This is a genomic window from Haloechinothrix aidingensis, assembly GCF_013450155.1.
GTDB classification, from domain to species: Bacteria; Actinomycetota; Actinomycetes; order Mycobacteriales; family Pseudonocardiaceae; genus Haloechinothrix; species Haloechinothrix aidingensis.
The window spans coordinates 1-17,460 of sequence record NZ_JACCKD010000001.1; the positions used below are offsets into that span (position 1 = coordinate 1).

General features: G+C 71.5%; 13 protein-coding genes. 8 read left to right on the forward strand and 5 right to left on the reverse strand.

The genetic code is table 11. From position 1 onward, the window contains the following. The 5 genes from H0B56_RS00005 to H0B56_RS00025 all read right to left on the reverse strand — a co-directional run. Positions 1-451: hypothetical protein (locus H0B56_RS00005; RefSeq protein WP_219632042.1), on the reverse strand; the 451-nt coding region annotated here is incomplete at its 3' end. A gap of 11 nt (positions 452-462) precedes the next feature. After that, positions 463-1,251 (reverse strand): ATP-binding cassette domain-containing protein, encoded by a 789-nt coding sequence (locus H0B56_RS00010; RefSeq protein ID WP_180890853.1) that lies wholly within the window; start codon positions 1,249-1,251, stop codon positions 463-465. After that, a complete protein-coding gene (locus H0B56_RS00015; RefSeq protein ID WP_180890854.1) occupies positions 1,244-2,179 on the reverse strand; it encodes an ABC transporter permease in 936 nt (311 codons plus the stop codon). Before H0B56_RS00015 ends, H0B56_RS00010 begins: the two co-directional genes overlap by 8 nt. Before the next feature lie 122 nt (positions 2,180-2,301). Continuing rightward, positions 2,302-3,759 carry a glycosyltransferase gene (locus tag H0B56_RS00020; RefSeq protein ID WP_180890855.1) on the reverse strand — a complete coding sequence of 486 codons (1,458 nt, stop codon included), beginning with the start codon at positions 3,757-3,759 and terminating at the stop codon, positions 2,302-2,304. 20 nt (positions 3,760-3,779) lie between these two features. Beyond that, positions 3,780-5,048: a nucleotide sugar dehydrogenase gene (locus H0B56_RS00025; RefSeq protein ID WP_180890856.1), complete on the reverse strand. Its 1,269-nt coding sequence runs from the start codon at positions 5,046-5,048 to the stop codon at positions 3,780-3,782. A gap of 79 nt (positions 5,049-5,127) precedes the next feature. Between H0B56_RS00025 and H0B56_RS00030 the strand changes: the two genes are divergently transcribed. The 8 genes from H0B56_RS00030 to H0B56_RS00065 all read left to right on the forward strand — a co-directional run bounded on the left by H0B56_RS00030 (position 5,128) and on the right by H0B56_RS00065 (position 17,431). Further along, positions 5,128-6,489: a glycosyltransferase family protein gene (locus H0B56_RS00030; protein WP_180890857.1), complete on the forward strand. Its 1,362-nt coding sequence runs from the start codon at positions 5,128-5,130 to the stop codon at positions 6,487-6,489. Positions 6,490-6,617: 128 nt separating this feature from the next. After that, entirely contained in the window at positions 6,618-8,357 is a 1,740-nt protein-coding gene (locus H0B56_RS00035; RefSeq protein WP_180890858.1) for an asparagine synthase-related protein, read from the forward strand. Beyond that, positions 8,354-8,914: a hypothetical protein gene (locus tag H0B56_RS00040; protein ID WP_180890859.1), complete on the forward strand. Its 561-nt coding sequence runs from the start codon at positions 8,354-8,356 to the stop codon at positions 8,912-8,914. Before H0B56_RS00035 ends, H0B56_RS00040 begins: the two co-directional genes overlap by 4 nt. 38 nt (positions 8,915-8,952) lie before the next feature. Further along, entirely contained in the window at positions 8,953-11,172 is a 2,220-nt protein-coding gene (locus H0B56_RS00045; RefSeq protein ID WP_180890860.1) for a glycosyltransferase, read from the forward strand. Positions 11,173-11,281: 109 nt separating this feature from the next. Beyond that, positions 11,282-12,472 carry a sugar-transfer associated ATP-grasp domain-containing protein gene (locus H0B56_RS00050; RefSeq protein ID WP_180890861.1) on the forward strand — a complete coding sequence of 397 codons (1,191 nt, stop codon included), beginning with the start codon at positions 11,282-11,284 and terminating at the stop codon, positions 12,470-12,472. A 123-nt stretch (positions 12,473-12,595) separates the two neighbouring features. Beyond that, positions 12,596-13,453, forward strand: coding sequence for a cysteate racemase (gene cuyB, locus H0B56_RS00055; RefSeq protein WP_180890862.1), 858 nt, complete (start codon positions 12,596-12,598; stop codon positions 13,451-13,453). Positions 13,454-13,572: 119 nt separating this feature from the next. Then, entirely contained in the window at positions 13,573-16,200 is a 2,628-nt protein-coding gene (locus H0B56_RS00060) for an acylphosphatase (protein ID WP_180890863.1), read from the forward strand. Next, complete coding sequence (locus H0B56_RS00065) at positions 16,190-17,431, forward strand: ATP-grasp domain-containing protein (protein WP_180890864.1); 1,242 nt, start codon at positions 16,190-16,192, stop codon at positions 17,429-17,431. The genes H0B56_RS00060 and H0B56_RS00065 overlap by 11 nt, the downstream gene beginning before the upstream one ends. The last annotated feature ends 29 nt before the right edge of the window (positions 17,432-17,460 follow it).

Here is a 17,460-nt window from a genome sequence, read left to right on the forward strand (position 1 = left end):
ACTGCACGTGATACCGCCGCTCCGCGAACCGCTCCACCAGCTTCGCCGCCCCCTTCGCCACCGGCCGCAACGGCCGCGGCAACCACGGCTTCAACGTCATCGCCGCCGCCGTGTCCTCATGCACATCCCACACCACCGGCGGCAAACCCCGCAGCCCGGCCACCCCCACCACCAGCTCCGGATCATGCAACAACACGATATCCGCCCCCGGAGCATGCCGCGCCACAGCCGCACGCACCCCCCGCAACGCACCCAACCGCCGACGCCCCACCGCACGCGGCACCGACACCCCCGACAACCCCGCAACCCCCGACGGCAACGACACCCCGAAATGCTCGAACGGAGCAATATACGTGACCTCGTGGCCCGCCTCCAACAACGCAGGAATCTGCCGATACCGAATCCGCGCATCCCGCGGGTTGTGGACGACCGTGACCACCACGACGTGCACCGGAAGGCCTCCTAGGAGTTCTCGTCGAGATAGGCCTGGACGACGGTCTCCGCATCGCCATCCATGCGGATCACCCCTTCGTCCACCCAGATCGCCCGGTTACACGTCCGCGCGATCTGCTTCATGCTGTGGCTGACGAGGAACACGGTTCCGGCCTCCTTGCGCAGCTCCTGGATGCGCTGCTCGCTCTTCTGCCGGAAGTCCCTGTCGCCGGTGGCCAGGGCCTCGTCGACGATCAGCACGTCGTGGCTCTTGGCTGCGGCGATCGCGAATCGCAGGCGTGCGCCCATACCGGTGGAGTAGGTGCGCATCGGCATCTTGATGGACTCTTCCAGCCCCGAGAACTCCACGATGTCGTCGTGGCGTTCCCTGGCCTCCTCGCGGCTCATCCCCATCGCAAGGCATCCCAGCTCGACGTTGCGCTCCCCGGAAAGCCCGCTCATCAGCGCGGCATTGACGCCGAGGAAGGACGGCTGCCCAAGGGCGTACACGGCGCCCTGGCTGGCCGGAAGCAGTCCCGCGATGGCCCGCATCAGAGTGCTCTTGCCGGAGCCGTTCCGGCCGACCACGCCGATCGCGTCGCCCTCGTAGGCCGTGAACGAGATCCCGCGGATGGCGTGCACTTCCTTGACCGAGGGGCGCTGCTGGCGGAGCAGGAGGCGTTTGAGCGCGGTCGCCGAGGTGCCCTTGTCCTTGCCGTTGGCCGCCCCGATGACCCGGTAGACGACGTGCAGGTCGTCTACGATGACGGTGGGCTGGCCGGCCGCGGCGCCCGCAGCGGCCTCGTTGAGCTCAGCCACGTCCGTACACCTCCTCCTTGCGCCAGAAGAAGAGGAACCCACCAACCAGGAACAGCACGGCCCACCCCGTCGCAGCCTCCCACACGTTCAGGCCGAGCGGCAGGTTCAGCGGTTCGTGGCTCTCGATCAGCACCGTGCGGTACAGGTCGAGGAAAACGGCTCCCGGGTTGAGCTTGATGATCGGGAACAGGATCGCTTGCAACCAGTCCGGCTCGATCCGCTCGCCGAAGTACTTGATGTTGTAGAACACCCCGGAGCTGTAGAACCAGATCCGGGTCAGCACCGGCAGCAGCTGGTTGATGTCCTGGCTCACCGCCCCGATGCGCGCCATGACCAGGCTGATCCCGATGTTGAACAGCATGTGCAGCCCGACGACCGGGACGATGAGGAGCCAGCTCCACATGATCGTGTCGCCGGTCCCCTTGATGATCCCGGTCAGCGGGATGATCAGGAACAGCGCGCACATCGAGATCATGATCTGGCGCAGCTCGACGAACACCGAGGACAGCGGCAGCATCGCGCGGGGAAAGTGCAGCGCCCGCACCAGCGCCAGGTTGTCGCCGATGGCCTTCGCGCCGTTGTTCAGCGAGCGCTGCATGAACGTGAACGCGAACACCCCGGTGACCAGGTATGCCGGGAAGTTCGCGATCCCGCGGTCGAGCTGCAGCAGGACACCGAACAGGATGAAGTACACACCAGCGTTCAGCAGCGGGGTGACGATCTGCCATAGCTGGCCGAGCCGGGACGCGGAGTACTGCGCCGTGGCTCGCGCCGAGGAGTAGGCACGGATGAAGTCCCGCCGCTGCCACAGCTGCTGGAGGTAGCCGAGCAGGCTGGGCCGCGCCGTGGTGCGGGCGAGCCCGTACCGCGCGGCGAGCTCGGCCGGGTCCGGCTCACCCGGCTGCTCACCTGTTGTCGAACTGGGCATACCTGCTCCACGAGAACCGTTCACTCGCGATGTCACCGGCTCGGCCCGGCCTCTCGCCCGGCTTGCTCATAGTCCGCACCTTACGGGGTGGATTGACAAGGTGTGTGCCCGCCCGATGCTCGTCATGTCACGTCACACACCTCGTAGTAGCGGCGCGCGATGCGCACCCGTTCATCCCGGTACCCGGCACTGGCGCCGCTGATCATGTGCTCGACGGGGTCACCCGCACGGAGCAATTCACCGTCCAGCCTGTCGGACAGCACCAGCGGCGGTGGCATGCCACCGGCCCGATCGGGATCCACGTCACTCTGCTCGACCAGTCGCACCGGCATGGGTCGCGCCGGACCGGAGCCCGGCCCGCGCCGCAGCACGGTGCGTGCCAGGGCCGTACCGCGCGGCCCGAGACCGCGCATCGCTGCCGTCCGCGCCCGGACCTCCCACTCGCGAGCCCGCGAGCGCGGGTTCGCGTGGCCCCCGATCGGCTCACCACCGAGCAGCTCGTCGAGATGCCCGGCAGCCGCGGCACCCCCGCCGGGCCTGCCGAGCCCGGCACACGCCGCGGCGAGGTCGGCGCGCACCGTGCCGTCCCGCAGCCGCCGCACCTGCGCGCGCACCCCGTCGAGGTCGCCCTCCTCGGCGTGCAGCGCCATCCCGGCGCCGGCCAGCCACCGCGCGCGTGCTGCCTGGTCGTCGGTCCGCGCGGACCGGTTGGGCACGAGCAGGGTCGGCACCCCGGCATAGAGCAGCTCGTGCACCGAGTTGTAGCCGGCGGCCGACACGGCCACATCCACGGCGCCGAGGTACTTCGCCAGCGGGTACACCCCGGACAGCTCGACACACCGCGAGCTGTCGCCCAGCGCGAGGCCCTCCCCGCTGAGCGCGCTCCTGGTGACGACGACCTGCCACTCGGGGTCCTCCAGCACCGCGCGCACCGCGGCGGATCCGGGGGCGACCACGTCGTTGATCACCCCGCCTGCCAGCGTCACCAGCGCGGTCGGCCGCTCGGGGTCGACACCGAGGCGGCGGGCTGCTTCCTCCCGCGGCACCGGGTCGACATGCTCCAGCAGCGACACCGGCGGCAGCCGGACGGCGTCGCCCGCGGTCGCGGTCGGCCCGGTATCCCCGGCCGAGGCGATGTCGCCCGGCTCCAGCACCCGGTCGAACAGCGCGGCCGAGCGCAACGGGGCGGTGCGCACCCCCTGCCGCCAGAACCCCCTGCGCATCCAGACGAACGCCACATCGGGCAGGTCGAGGCGCGCGCGCAGCAACCCGAGGTACGGCACGACACCATCGAAGACCACAGCCGACGCCCCGGTCTCGGCCACGAACGCGCGTAGCCGGTCGGCGAGGTAGTCGTGCCACCGCACCTCGGGCATCCAGCCGCGTTCCCTGCTCGGGCAGTACTCACCGCGGAAGTCGTAACGGCCGAGCACGCCCGCCGCGGCGGACAGCGAGAAGAACACCGGCGCGCTCTCGGTGCGCATCGCCAGCGCGACACACAGCTGCCTGGTCAGGTGCCCCATCCCGGTGCCGTTGCTGGTGGCCAGCACGACCCGGTCGCTCGGGCGCTCAGCACCCACCGCGAACTCGCTCCTCCGCGCTACAGACGGGCGACGTCACCGTGCTCAACCTTGCCCCTCGTATCGAAAAGCAGCCTCGCCTTCCCCGCGATATCGGCGAGGTCGTACTCGCTGTGCGGCTGCAGCAGCACCGAGATGTCCGCGAAGGCGAGCTCCGCGTCGACATCCTCGGCCCTGCGCACCGTCGTACCGTTCACCGACCACTCCGGCACGTACGGGTCGTGGAACACGACGTCGGCGCCCCACTCCACGAGATGCCGGGCCACGTGCACGGCAGGCGACTCGCGCTGGTCGTGCACGTCGGGCTTGTAGGTCACGCCGAGCAGCAGCACCGTTGAGCCGCGCAGCGGCTTGCTGTGCTCGTTGAGCAGGTCCTGGATACGCCGCACGACATAACCGGGCATGCTCTGGTTGATCTCCTGGGCGAGCTCGACGAACCGGAACGAGTAGCCGAGCGTGCGCACCTTGTACGACAGGTAGTTCGGGTCGATCGGGATGCAGTGCCCGCCGACCCCGGGGCCGGGGTAGAAGGCCTGGAACCCGAACGGCTTCGTCGCCGCGCACCGGATGACGTCCCAGATATCCACCCCGAGCTCCTGGCAGAACTTCGCCATCTCGTTGACCAGGGCGATGTTGATGTGCCGGTAGGTGTTCTCCAGCAGCTTCGCCATCTCGGCCTCGCGGGTGCCGCGCGCGGTCACGACCGTGTCCACGAACTCGCGGTAGAAGCCGGCGCAGCGCTCGGCGCAGGCCCCGGTGTGCCCGCCGACGACCTTCGGGGTGTTCTTCAGCCCGTAGGTGGGGTTGCCCGGGTCGATCCGCTCCGGGGAGAAGGCGAGGTTGAAGTCGCTGCCCGCGCGCAGCCCGCGCCGTTCGAGGATCGGGCGCACGACCTCGTCGGTGGTGCCCGGGTAGGTGGTCGACTCCAGCACGACCAGCGTGCCGGGTCGCAGATGCTCGGCCATGGACCGCATCGCGGACTCGACCGCGCCGAGGTCGGGCCCGCCGTCGTCGGCCAGCGGCGTGGGCACGCACACCACGACCGTGCCGGCCTCGCCCAGTACGGCCGGCTCGGTCGTGGCCCGGAAGCCCTTGGCGACCGCGCTCGCGATGTCGGCGTCCGTGATGCCGTCGATGTGCGAGCGGCCCGCATTGAGCGCGTCGACCGTACCGGCGTCGGAGTCCAGGCCGGTGACGGTGTAGCCGGCGTCGACAGCGCCCATCACCAACGGCAGGCCGACATAGCCGAGACCGATGACGACAACGTCTGTGGATGGCGTGGAAGGCACGGCCGGATACTACCGGTGCCCCGGCGAGCGACGTAGGCGCCAGGGGATGTCTCGCACCGCGCCGTTACTCTGGCGTGTCGTGACCGACCCGGACCGACCCCGCGTGATCCTCGCGACCAGCAACGGCACCGGCATGGGACACCTGGCCCGTGCCGCGGCGACCGCGCTGGCCTGCGAAGAGGTGGAACCGATCGTCTTCTCGCTGTCCCAGGCCCTGCCGCTGGTCGGGCGCTTCGGGATCCGGGGCGAATACTGCCCCGGCCGCTGGCGTACCGGGATGGCCGACTCCCCGTGGCAGCACTACCTCGCCGCGCGGATCCAGGCGCTGGTGACCGAGACCGGCGCCCGCGCGTTCGCCTTCGACGGCGCATGGCCGTACGCGGGCGTGCAGGTCGCGCGGGCGCGCCTGCCGCACGTGGCGTTCACCTGGATGCGCCGGGGGATGTGGCAACCGGGCGTCAACCGCGCAGCGCTGGACCAGCGTTCCCTCTTCGACCACGTGCTGGAGCCGGGCGAGCTGGCGCACCCGGCGGACAGGGGGGCGACGAGGGACCTCGGCGACGCGACCCGCGTGAGCCCGATAACGCTGCTGGAACAGGTCGACAGGCTGCCGAGGGAGGACGCCGCCCGCCGGCTCGGGCTCGACCCGGACATGCCGACCGCGCTGGTCACGCTGCGATCCACCGACCCGGGATCGCCCGGAGCGCGGGCCGAGGCCGACGCCGCAGGCGCGGCCGTGCGCGCGGTACTGGCCGATCCCGGCTGGCAGGTCGCGGTGACCAGCACCACCATCTCGCCAGGGGAACTCGGCGTGCGCAGCGACAGGCTGACCACGCTGCGCGGGGTGTTCCCGCTGGCCCGCTACCTCGCGGCCTTCGATGCCGCCGTGGTCGAGGCGGGCTACAACTCCTTCCACGAGGTGCTGCTCGCGGGGCTGCCCGCGGTGATCGTGCCGACCCGCGCCGCCGTCACCGACGACCAGACGGGCCGGGCACGCTGGGCCGCCGAGGAGGGGTTCGCGCTGCACGCCCGCGAGGACGATCCCGGCCAGGTCTCGGCACGGACCGGGGAGCTGCTGCGGCCCGGCACCCGCGAGCGGCTGGCCGCGCGGTGCGCCGAGCTGCCCGCGCCGCGCGGGGCCGCGGAGACCGCGGCGGCCGTCGCCGGGCTCGCGGGCGCGTTCACCCGGCACCGGCCCGGCTTCGGTGAGCGGGCGCGCACCGCGCGCCTGCACCTGCGGCCCGCGGTGACGCGCGCGGCCTCGGTGCTGCCGGGACGGCTCGGTACCCGGCTGGCAGGAACCCGGCCGGAGGCGCCTGCGCTCACCGAGGACCTCGACCGGATCGACACGGATATCGAGCACGTCCTGCCCGGCACCTCCGCCAGGTACCGCAGCGCCCGCCGGCGCATCGTGGCTCGCTTCTACCGCGACGGCGCCTGAGCCACCCCGCTGTGTGGTGGGAGCCCAAGGTGACATCCGGCTCCTTCTAAGAACCCGATGTCACCTTGGGCTCCCACCCGGGTTGGGTCCGTGGCCGGGCGCGGCGGGGCGGGCGGCAGAATGGCGGCGTGGACAGTGACCCGGCGCAGCTCCACCCGGCGCGGGTGGAGCAAGCACAGCGGGATCCGGTTGAGCGGGATCCGTCGCCGCACGACCAGGCGCGGGTGCGGGTGTGCGGCAGCATCGGGCACGCCGCCGACGACCGGGTCGCGGCCATGTCGGCGCTGCTCGGCGACCCGCCTACGGTGCTTGACCGCGCGACCGCAGCTCTGCGCGGTACGGCCACCGCCCGCTGGACGTCGACCGGGGCCGAGGCGGCCTCGTGGTCGCCCACTCCGCTGCCGGAGAAGCTGCCTGCCGACGCGCGGCACATCGCCGAGCAGCACGACGCGTTCTCCCTGGTCGTCCCCGACTCCGGTGACCCGTACCTGCACGCCGGTATCTCCGGGGCCGCACCGGTGTACGTGGACACGGCGGGCGAGACCACCGGTGGTGCACCCGGCACCTACCTGTGCTCGCACGTCGAACCGCTCGCCCGCACGCGACGCGGGCCGCTGCGCCCCGACTGGGACGCCTGGGCCCAGGTCCTCGCCATGGGAGGCCCGCTCGAGGGGCGCACACCGTTCGCCGGGATACGGCGCCTGCCGCCCTACGCTCGGCTGACGGCCACCGCAGGCGGCGCGTGCGAGATCACCACTACCGGCTGGCCGTGGCCCGAGGTCACCAGCAGCTCCGCGGCCTCCCTCGACACCGTCCGGGACGCCCTGACCGCCTCGGTCGGCGCGCTCGGTGAACGCGCGCGGTTCGCACCGCTGCTCAGCGGCGGCTGGGACTCGCGGATCCTGACGGCGCTGGCCGCGCGAACCGAAGGCACGGGCCTGACGGCGTGGACGACGTCCTCCGACACCGGCACGGTGCTCGAGGAGCTGGTCTCCGCCAAGGTCGCAGGGACGCTGGGCATCGAGCACGCCATCGTGCCCGCGCGCCGCGACCGCTTCTCGCACGACCTCGCGTACTTCACCGGGGCAGTGGAGCACCAGACCTCCTTCCACGTGTGGCTCGTCCCGCTGGCCACCGCCCTCGCGGGCAACGGCGCCACGGTTCTCGACGGGCTGGGCGGTGGCGTGTTCGTCGGCGGGGCCTTCCCCGACTCCGGAAGCGACCTGCCGGTGCTCGACAGGCGGTTCACCCGGATGGCCAAGTACCTGGACGCGGTCGGCGACGTGTTGCACCCGAACGTCGCCGGGCAGGTCGCCGAACGCACCAGGGCGAGCTTCGACACCGTCGCCGAGCCGCTCGCCGAGCACCCCTACGGCAACACGTTCACCGCCTACCTGACCCGCACCCTGCCCGGTATCAGCCTCTCGCCGTTCGGGCTGCTCTCCCGGGGCAACCCGGTCGCCACCCCGTTCCTGGACGACTCGGTGGTGCGTGCCGCGCTCGCGATACCGCACGCCGAGCACGCGGAAGGCGCCCTCTACGCGCCGCTGCTCCGCCCGCTGGCACCGGAGCTGGCCGAGCTGCCGACCGCCGCGGAGATCCCGCAGGCCCGCCGGCACCACCGCAGGCGTGTGGCCTCACCGGAAGCCGCCGAACGGTTCCGTGAGCTGCTGACCCGCGAGCCGGTGCGTGGCCTGCTCGCCCCCGGCTTCGCCGCGGCGGGCACCGAGACGTGGCGCCGCATGCTCGGCCGCACCAACCAGCAGCACCTGATCAGGAGCCTGGCCACGATGTCGTTGTGGTTCGAGCGGCACGAGGACCTGCTCGGCGACCTTTCGCCCGACGAGCTGCGCGAGCCGGTGACATGACGATGCAGCTGTGGCTACGCCCCGCCCACCACTACACCCGGCTGCGGATCGGCGCGCTCGGTCCGGTCCCCGGTCCGGTCGGCGAGCTGGTCGACCGCGACCTGCTCGCCGAGCACGGGCAGGCAGGCTGCGAGGCAGACGACCCCGGAGTGGACCTGGTCCTGGTCCCCGGCGCGGGCGGAGGGGGACCGGCACGGCTGTCCGGCGCCGTGCTTGACGCGCTGATCCGCTGCGAGCGGCACACGGTACCGACGGTGCTGGTCGCCACCGCGCACACGGACCTGGACACGCCCGTCGCCGCGGTGTGCCGCGACGTCGCGGGCACGGACACCGAGGTGCTCGGTGACGCGCGGCGCCGGTTCGGGTACGACAGGGTGCATCACCTGCCGGAGCCTGCCGGGCAGGGGCGCGCGCGGCACCGGCGCAGGTACCTCCCGCTGCTGAAGACGCTGGCGCGCGGTGTCGGCCTGTTCACGCCACGCTCCCCGCTGACGTCCCTGCGCACCAGGCTCGGGCTGTCTGGCAGGATGCGCCACCGTTGCGGCACCGCCCGGTAGCGGCCCCACACACGCTCCCACGACGCAGGAAGGTTTCGATGGCACGCACGTCCGCGGCGTTCGACATCCTCATGGTCACCGACTGCCGCTTCCCGGGCGGCAACTCCTCGAGCGTCGTCGAGGAGATCCACGCCCAGCACCGCGCGGGCTACCGCACCGGCATCCTGCACGTACCCTCGCCGATCCTGCGCGCCGCGCGGCCGTTCGCCGACAAGATCCGCGACGTCCTCGACGGTGGCCTCGCCGAGCTGGTGGTCGGCGTCGATGAGGTGCACGCGAAGCTGCTGCTCGCGCGCCATCCGAGCGTGTTCACCGAGCTTCCGGACGGGCTGCCCGAGGTGCACGCCGACGAGGTCGTGCTCGCGGTGAACCAGGTGCCCGCGGACGAGCGTGGCCTGCAGCCCTACTACGACGTCCCGCACGTGCAACACCAGATCGAGCGGCTGGTCGGCAAGGGAGCGACCTGGGCACCGATCGGCCCCCGCACCCGCGACGCGCTCGCCGAGCACCGCGACGCCGTCCCGATGCTGCCCTGGGACTGGGAGAATGTCATCGACGTCGACCAGTGGCGGGTGCCCCGGCACGGGTTCGTCTCCGACCGTCCCGTACTCGGCAGGCACAGCAGGGGGCACTGGTCGAAGTGGCCCGAGGAGCCCGCTGAGATCCTCGCGGCCTACCCGGAGGATCCACACTACGACGTGCGCATCCTCGGTGGGGTGGACATCCCGGTCGAGCGGGTCGGGTACCTGCCGGACAACTGGGTCGACTACCCGTTCAACTCGATGCCCGCGCACGAGTTCCTCGCCTCCGTCGACTTCTTCGTCTACTTCCACCACAGCGGCCTTGTCGAGGCGTTCGGCAGGGTGGTGCTCGAGGCGCTGTCCGCGGGCGCCGTGGCGATCGTGCCGCCGTACCTGGAGCCGCTGTTCGGCGACACGTGCCTGTACGGCTCGCCGCACGACGTGCGGGGCTACGTCGACCAGCTCTACGGCGACTGGGAGTCCTTCGCCGAACGCTCCCGCGCAGGGGTCGAGCTCGCCCAACGGCGGTTCAGCTACGACACGCACGTCCGGCGCGTGGCCGAGCTGATCGGGCAGCCCGAGGCGTCGCGAGCCGGGCAGACCGGCGAACCCGCGTCCCCGTCCGAGTCCGCCACCGGGCCGGCCACCGAGCACGCCGCCGGGCCGGCCGCCGGGTCGGCCGCCGGGCGCCCGCTCGTGGTGGACCTGACCCGGCACGGCGGTCCCGAAGGGCTCCTGACCGGTGTCCTCCGGGCCGCGGCGGGGCCGTCGGGGACGTGCGTGGCTGCCGTGCCGGGAGCGCGCTCACACGACGTCGGCCAGGCAGCTGTGGAGACGTTCCCGAGGGTGCTCGACGAGCTGGACGACCGGGAGCGCTCGCGCTACCTCACCGCCCGGGTAACCGGCCTGGTGCACGCACACCGGCCGACCAGCATCGTGCTGCTCACCGACGGCAACCTCGGCGTGCGGGACGTGCTCACCGCGACCGGCAGGCCGAACCTCGACGCGGTACACGTGCACCCAGGCGACCGGGACGGGACCCCGGAGGGCGAACTGGCCTCCGCTATCGCCGCCGGGCTCCCGGGCGGCTGGGTGGCCACCCCGCCGCCCGGGCGGCCGTCCGGCGGCGGCTCACCCGCACCGCGGCCGGTGACCCAGCGGCTGCTCGACCGGCTGCCCGTGTCGTGGCACCTGCACACCCGCGCGCGGCGCAAGATGCGCACGCTGCGCCGGGAACACCTCGACCGGCTCATGGACACCGCCGAGGACGTCGGGGTGGTGCTGTTCGAGGCCGAGGACGCCGAGCTGAGCCTGCCGGTACCGGCACGGGTCACCCACCCGGTACCGCAACGGCTGCCCGTGGCACTGGTCGTCGTGCCGGGCGCGGACCTCGACCCCGAGCCCAACATCCGTGCCCTGCTGGCGCGCCAGCAGATCACCAGCGGTTTCCGGCTCGCCCTACTGGCGCCACCCCGCTGGGAAGCCGAGGCCGCCAGGCACGGTCTCGCCATCGAGACACTGGTGGACGAACGGAGCTGGACCGCGCTGCACGGCACGGGGTGGCCCGCCTACCTGCGGCAGCGGGTGCACGAGGCGAGCCTGGCGTTCCAGCCGCACACGGTGGCGTTCGCGGAGTCGCCGATCGGTGGGCCGGGTGGCTCGGAAAGCGTGCTCGAGGTGCTGGAGGCCGCGCGCGTACGCAGGCGCATGGAAACCCGCCAGCGCCGGCCTCGATAGGCTGGCACCAGGCGGCGGGACGCGCGCGAGGTGCGCCGCGGACGGTATCGGCCCGCCGAGCACGAGGCGGTCCCACCGGCGAGCGAGGCGATGAGGGAAGGAGACGACGATGACGGGGGTTCGGGCGCGGCTCGCGTGGTCGCGGGCCAAGGCGGGCGCCGTCCTCCGGCGGGTCCGCAGGCTGCCGAGGCGCGCGCGGCACAAGGTCCGTGACGCGCGCCTGAAGTGGTCGGCGATTCGTAAGCTCGCCAAGCGGGAGCGCGAGTGGGAGGTTCCGCTGCGCATGCGGCGGCCGCGCTGGTGGCTACGCGGCTTCCTGTCCCGCAGCGTCGTCCTCTACGACCTTGACCGGCGCGGCGCCGGGGAGTACATCTCCGACCTGCAGCGCGTGTTCCGGCTGAAGCGGATGGTGCACCCGCTGCTGCAGGACGTGATCAACAACAAGCTCACCACTCACCTGCTGCTCGGCACCCTCGACGTGCGCTCGGCCAAGCTGCTCGGGGTGTTCTGGCGCGGCGCCGTACACGCCTTCCCGACCGAGGGCCGCGAGCCCATCGACCAGTACCTCAGCGGCCTCGAGGTGGGGCAACCGGTGTTCTTCAAGGTGCTGGCAGGCGCCGAGGGCAAGAACCTGTTCAAGGTGCAGCGCAGCGAGCCGGACGGCTGGGCGGTCAACGGGGAGGTGCTCGACCTGGACGCCGCCTCCCGCGTGCTGAAGGCGCAGGGGCACCCGATGGTCGTCGAGGAGGGCCTCGAGCAACACCCCAAGATCAACGAGTTGTTCCCCGACTCGGTCAACACCATCCGCGTGCTCACCATGCTGGACGTGCGGACCCAGCAGCCGTTCATCGTGATGGCGGTGCAGCGTATCGGCACGCGGCGGTCACGCCATGTGGACAACTGGAGCAGGGGTGGGCTCAGCGCGCGCATCGACGTCGCCACGGGACAGCTCGGGCAGGCCTCCCGGCTGCCGGGGGGCACCGAGCTCGAGTGGTTCGACACCCACCCCGACACGGGCGCGCCGATCCGTGGCGCCGAGGTGCCGTACTGGCCCGAGATCCGGGACATGGTCCTGCACTCGGCCCGCATCCTGTCGTTCATGGAGTACGTCGGGTGGGACATCGTCGTCACACCGGACGGGCCGGTGGTCCTGGAAGCCAACATCAACACCGGTATGAACGTGCTGCAGGTTCACCAGCCGCTGCTCTCCGACGCCCGGGCACGTGCCTACTACGTCGAGCGCGGTGTGGCGCCCGAGGCGTCCGATACCGTCCAGCCCGTCACCGATGAACCGGTGTAGCCGGTTACCCGGCGAGCGCGTGACCGAAGCGCGCGGCCGTCGTTGACACGAATGGTGTCGGATGGGGCCCGTGCCTGTTCGCGGCCCGGCGGGGCCGAGTGACCACGGTGAATAGCCCGACCGATGCATACGGCCAGCGCATCGGCGGGTGACCCGGGCGGCACCTGGGTCACACGAGCTAGCCTGGACACCAGTGGCAGTACGGACAAGCGATTGGAGCGCCGCGTGGTGATGTCGCCGTTGCTCGGCGTGCTGGGCGGTATGGGGCCCGCGGCGGCCAACAGCTTCCTGGCCTCCCTTGTGGAGCACACGCCTGCCGGTCGCGACCAGGATCACATCGCCACGATCGTCTACTCCGACCCCGAGACGCCGGACCGCTCGGACGCCATCCTCGCGGGCGGGCCGAGCCCGGTCCCCGCGATGCGGCGCGGCATCGAGTTCCTCGACCGCTCCGGATGCGACCTGATCGCCATTCCCTGCAACACCGCACACCAGTGGTTCGACGAGCTCGCCGCCGCGGGCTCCACGCCGATCCTGCACATCGTCGACGCCGTGCTCACCCGCATCACGCACGACGCGCCGCAGGCCGGTGCGGTCGGGATCCTCGCGACCGACGGGACCATCCACTCCGGCATCTACCAGCGGCGCCTGGCAGCGAGCGGGCACTCCGTACTGGACCTGACCGACCTCGGAGCGGACAACCCGGTCATGGCCGGCATCCGGGCGGTGAAGGCAGGCGAGCTCGATCACGCGCGCGCGTACCTGACCAAGGCGGCGGAGATGTTGGTCACACGGGGTGCTCAGGGGCTGGTGTTCGGGTGCACCGACGTCGCCGCGGCATTAGGGGCCACTGTGGACGGTGTCGATGTGCCCGTTTGGGACTCTTCTGAGGCATTGGCGATCGCCTGCATTGACCGAATTCGCCCCGACCGCCCTGATCAGGCCCTTACAGCTGGTGAGGAGGCCCGCGAGAACCGGTAACGGGGTCTCTAGAATGTGCTGCCGCGTGCACCCGCGACCGGAGGTGAACGGCCCGGACCCGGGCCGCTCGACATCGCGAGCGTGGCTGAGCACGCACAGTACCCGGAGAGAGGAACCGCATGGAGGACCCAGGGCGAGCGCTCACCGTGACTCGCGTACAGGCGACCGCCTTCCAGGCGCGAGCCGGCGGTAAGAAGTCAAACGCGCTCAACCACCTGGTGAAGCTCACCGCGACGACAGGCGACGGCAGGCAGGTCACCGGGGTCGGCGAGGGCCAGCTGCGTACCGCTGCCACCGGCGACCGCAGCGAGGCCTCCTGGGAGTTCCTCGAGGAGTGCCTGCGCCGCCTGCACGGCCGCGGGATCAGCGCCGCTGACCCCGCCACCGCGGCGGACGCCGTGCGCAGGCAGATGAGCGAGTTCCACACGCTCGCCGAGGAGCACCGCACGGAAGGCAAGATCGACCTGGCCGTGCCGTACCGCGGCACCCTGCTCGGCCTCGAGGTGGCACTGCTGGACCTCACAGCCCGTGCGCTGGAGATCCCGCTCGCCGAGCTGCTCGGCACCCGCCGCTCCTCGATAGCCGCACACCCGACAGGCGTACCCGCGCAGGAGAGCACCAAGGCGCTGCGCGGGCGCCTGCAGGAGCAGGACACCGCCTTCCCGGTGACTCACCTCAGCGGCCTCGGCACGGTGCAGGAGAACCTCGACCTGCTCACCACGGCCGCCGAGACGAACCGCTCCGACGAGGTCGGCGCGGCGGGCCAGGCGTTGTGGATCAACCTCCAGGGGGCCCTCGACACCAAGGACGCGTCCGCGTTCGTCAAGGCGGTCGCACGGTTGTCGAAGGCCGGCACGCTGCCACGGGAGATCTTCATCGAGCAGCCGGTCGCCATCCGGGACCGCTACTACCTACCGCTGCTGCAGCGCACGGCCGACAAGGCCGCAGGGATACTCCCCAGGTCCGGAAGCGACATCCACATCGTGTCCGACCAGGGAGCCTGGAACGTGCGCACGGCAGGGCGCCGCGCGCGGCTGGTCGCCCGGCTCGGCCGGTTCGGCGGGCTGCGCCCCCCACGGGCCGCGCACATCAAACCCGCGCAGGCAGGCGGGCTCGTCGCCAGCATCGAGATGTCCGAGCGGGTACACAAGTCCTCGCCGCAGGCCCGGATCTACCTGGGCGCCTTCGGCGCCGCCACCGACGTCACCGCTGCCACACTGCGCCACCTCGGGATGGCCATGCCCCATGTGGACGCCCTGGTCGATGCGACGCTGGCATCCGAGCCCACCCTCGAGGCGCCGACCGAGCCGGGCCTCGGAGTGAACGTCCCGTACAGCGATCTCGTCGGCGACGCGCTGAACACCTTCAGCATCCCGGAACCGACCGTGGCCACGCACGAGGGCAAGTCACCGAACGTCTACCCCGAGGTCACCTACCTCCAGCCACTCGGTTCGAACGGCACGAAGGGGCACCTGCTGGAGCGGGAAGCCCTGATGCTGGGGCTGTCCACCGTGCGTTACAACAAGGGAGCCTTCGTCGCCAGCGACGGGACGCGGGAACCGTTGAGCTTCAAGTGGAGCCGGTCGCCGCTGTCCAGTGCGGTCTCGCTGGCGCTGTGTACCCACAAGGAAGCGACGCGGCTGCGGCTGCGGCGCGCCGGGGTGCCGGTGCCGAAGGGCAACACGTTCGCCGAGGGCGACTTCGACGGCGCGCGGGAGTTCGTGCGGCGCATCGGTTACCCGGTAGTGGTCAAACCCGCCATGGGCGTGCGGGGCATCGGTGTCGTCGCCGACATCCGCGACGACGAGGCACTCGAGCAGGCCTTCCACCAGCTCTCCGCGAGCACGCTCGGCAACAGCGACTTCATCGTCGAGCAGCACGTCCCCGGCCGCGACTACCGCATCGTGGTGATCGGGGACGAGGTGATCGGCGCGATCCTGCGCGAGCCCGGCTCGGTAACCGGGGACGGGGAGAGCACCGTGGCCGAGCTGATGATCGCGAAGAATGTCGCGCGGCGCGGCAACCCGCACCTGTGGGGGCGCCCCATCAAGTACGACGAAACCGCACGTTTCCTGCTGGACCGCGCCGGGATGAGCCTGCACTCCGTGCCGGAGAAGGACCAGAAGGTCCTGCTGTCCGGCTCGTGCAGCCTGTCCCAGGGTGGCGACTCGATCGACGTACTCGACGAGATGCACCCGTCGATCAAGGAAGCGTGCGTCCGCGCCGTCAAAGCCGTACCCGGGCTCGCGTTCTGCGGTGTCGACTTCCTCCTGGAGGACCACACCAAGCCTCTCGAGGAGCAGCACTCCGGTATCTGCGAGCTCAACGCGCACGCGGCGATCGGGAACTGCGAGTATCCGCTGTACGGCGAGGGGCGCGAGGTGGCGCGCACCCTGATCAACGAGTGCGTCTCCCGGTACGACCTCGCCACGACCCAGCGACAGGACTCGTTGGCGTTACGGATGCTCGTCCGCGGGCGTGTCACCAACGTCGGGTACCGGGCCTGGCTGCAACGCCACGCGCAGCAGTTCGGCCTGACCGGCTGGGTCCGCAACGTTCACGAGCGCATGGTCGAGATCGTCGCCGAGGGCGACGCGGAGCCCGTCACGGCCCTTGCCGCGCTCGCGGTGCTGGGGCCGCGAGCGGCCGTGCCCACCGACGTGACCACCACGCATATCGAACCGCCCCGCCTCGAGGGCTTCGAGAGCGTCTCCGAGGCCCCGAAGGAGATCACTCATGTCCGCTGACATCGCGACGACCGGGCCCGCCGCGGTGGCTCCCGAGCTACGAGACGGGTACGAAGTCCACCAGGCGGCGCTGCGCCGCGGCCTGAACGTGATCCAGTTCCCCCGCCAGGTCATGATGGCCGGCCTGCCGGACGGCGCCGGGACCGCCGGTGGAGCACAGCCGCAGGAGCTGTCCTTCGCGCACGGGGTCCCGCAGACCTCGACACTGTCCGCGGTGACCTACGCCCAGGACAAGCGGATGCGGCGCGCGCTGCTGACGAACGCGGGGCTGCCGATCCCGAAAGGCGGCGCCTACTCGGTCGGCAAGGGCATGGAGTTCGCCAAGCGGCTGATCGAGCGGATCGGCTACCCCGTGGTGGTCAAGCCCGCGATCGGCGACAACACCATCGAGACCCGCACCGGCCTGCGCGACGAGGACGAGCTGGCGAGCGCCATCGACTACCTGCGGATCCCCACCACATCCCGCCCCACCTACACCCGTGCCGCGTTCGCGCTCACGTTGCTCAGTGAGCCGGAGGAGCTGGACGGGCGAGTGATGATGCCGTCCAGCTACCGGTTCCTGCTCGAGAAGCACGTCTCAGGGGAGTACCTGCGCTTCCTCGTGCTCGGTGACGAGGTGTGCTCGGTGGTGCACTGCCCGGGCGGGCCGTGGGCAGGCGCGGAACGGCAGCATCGCGACGTGACCGGCGAGACCCACACCGGCCTGACCGAGCTCGCCCGGCAGGCCGTGCGCGCCGTCCCCGGCCTGGCCGTGGCTGCGGTCGATATCGTCACCGAGGATCACACCGCCGATGCCGAGGCGCAGGACCCGCGGATCGTCGAGGTCTCCGAACGGCCATGGCTGGCGACCCAGGCAGGAGTCTCCGCGCGGCTGAGCCAGGACCTCGGGGACGCCATCCTGCGCTCCCACGCCGCCGAGCTGGATCTCGGCCTCGGCGAGCAGCACGACGAGGTCGCCGTGGACCTGCACTTGGAGGGCGTCACGGAGCCCGCCAAGGCGATCGCCGTCGTCGCCGAGACAGGCAGGAACAGCGGGCTGACCGGCCACGTGAGCGTGACCGACCCCGTCGAGGGCATCGCCGACGGCGTCGTGCAGGGCAGGCCGGACGCGATCGCCTGGCTCACCGAGAACCTGCTCGACGCCCGCATCGAAGGCGGCTACCGCGCCGCGCTCGTCGAGGAGCGCTCCCGCCCCGTCGAGCGGATGGACCCGCTGGCGGTACGCGACTGAGATGGTGAGCGGCTCCGGCCGCTCGGCAG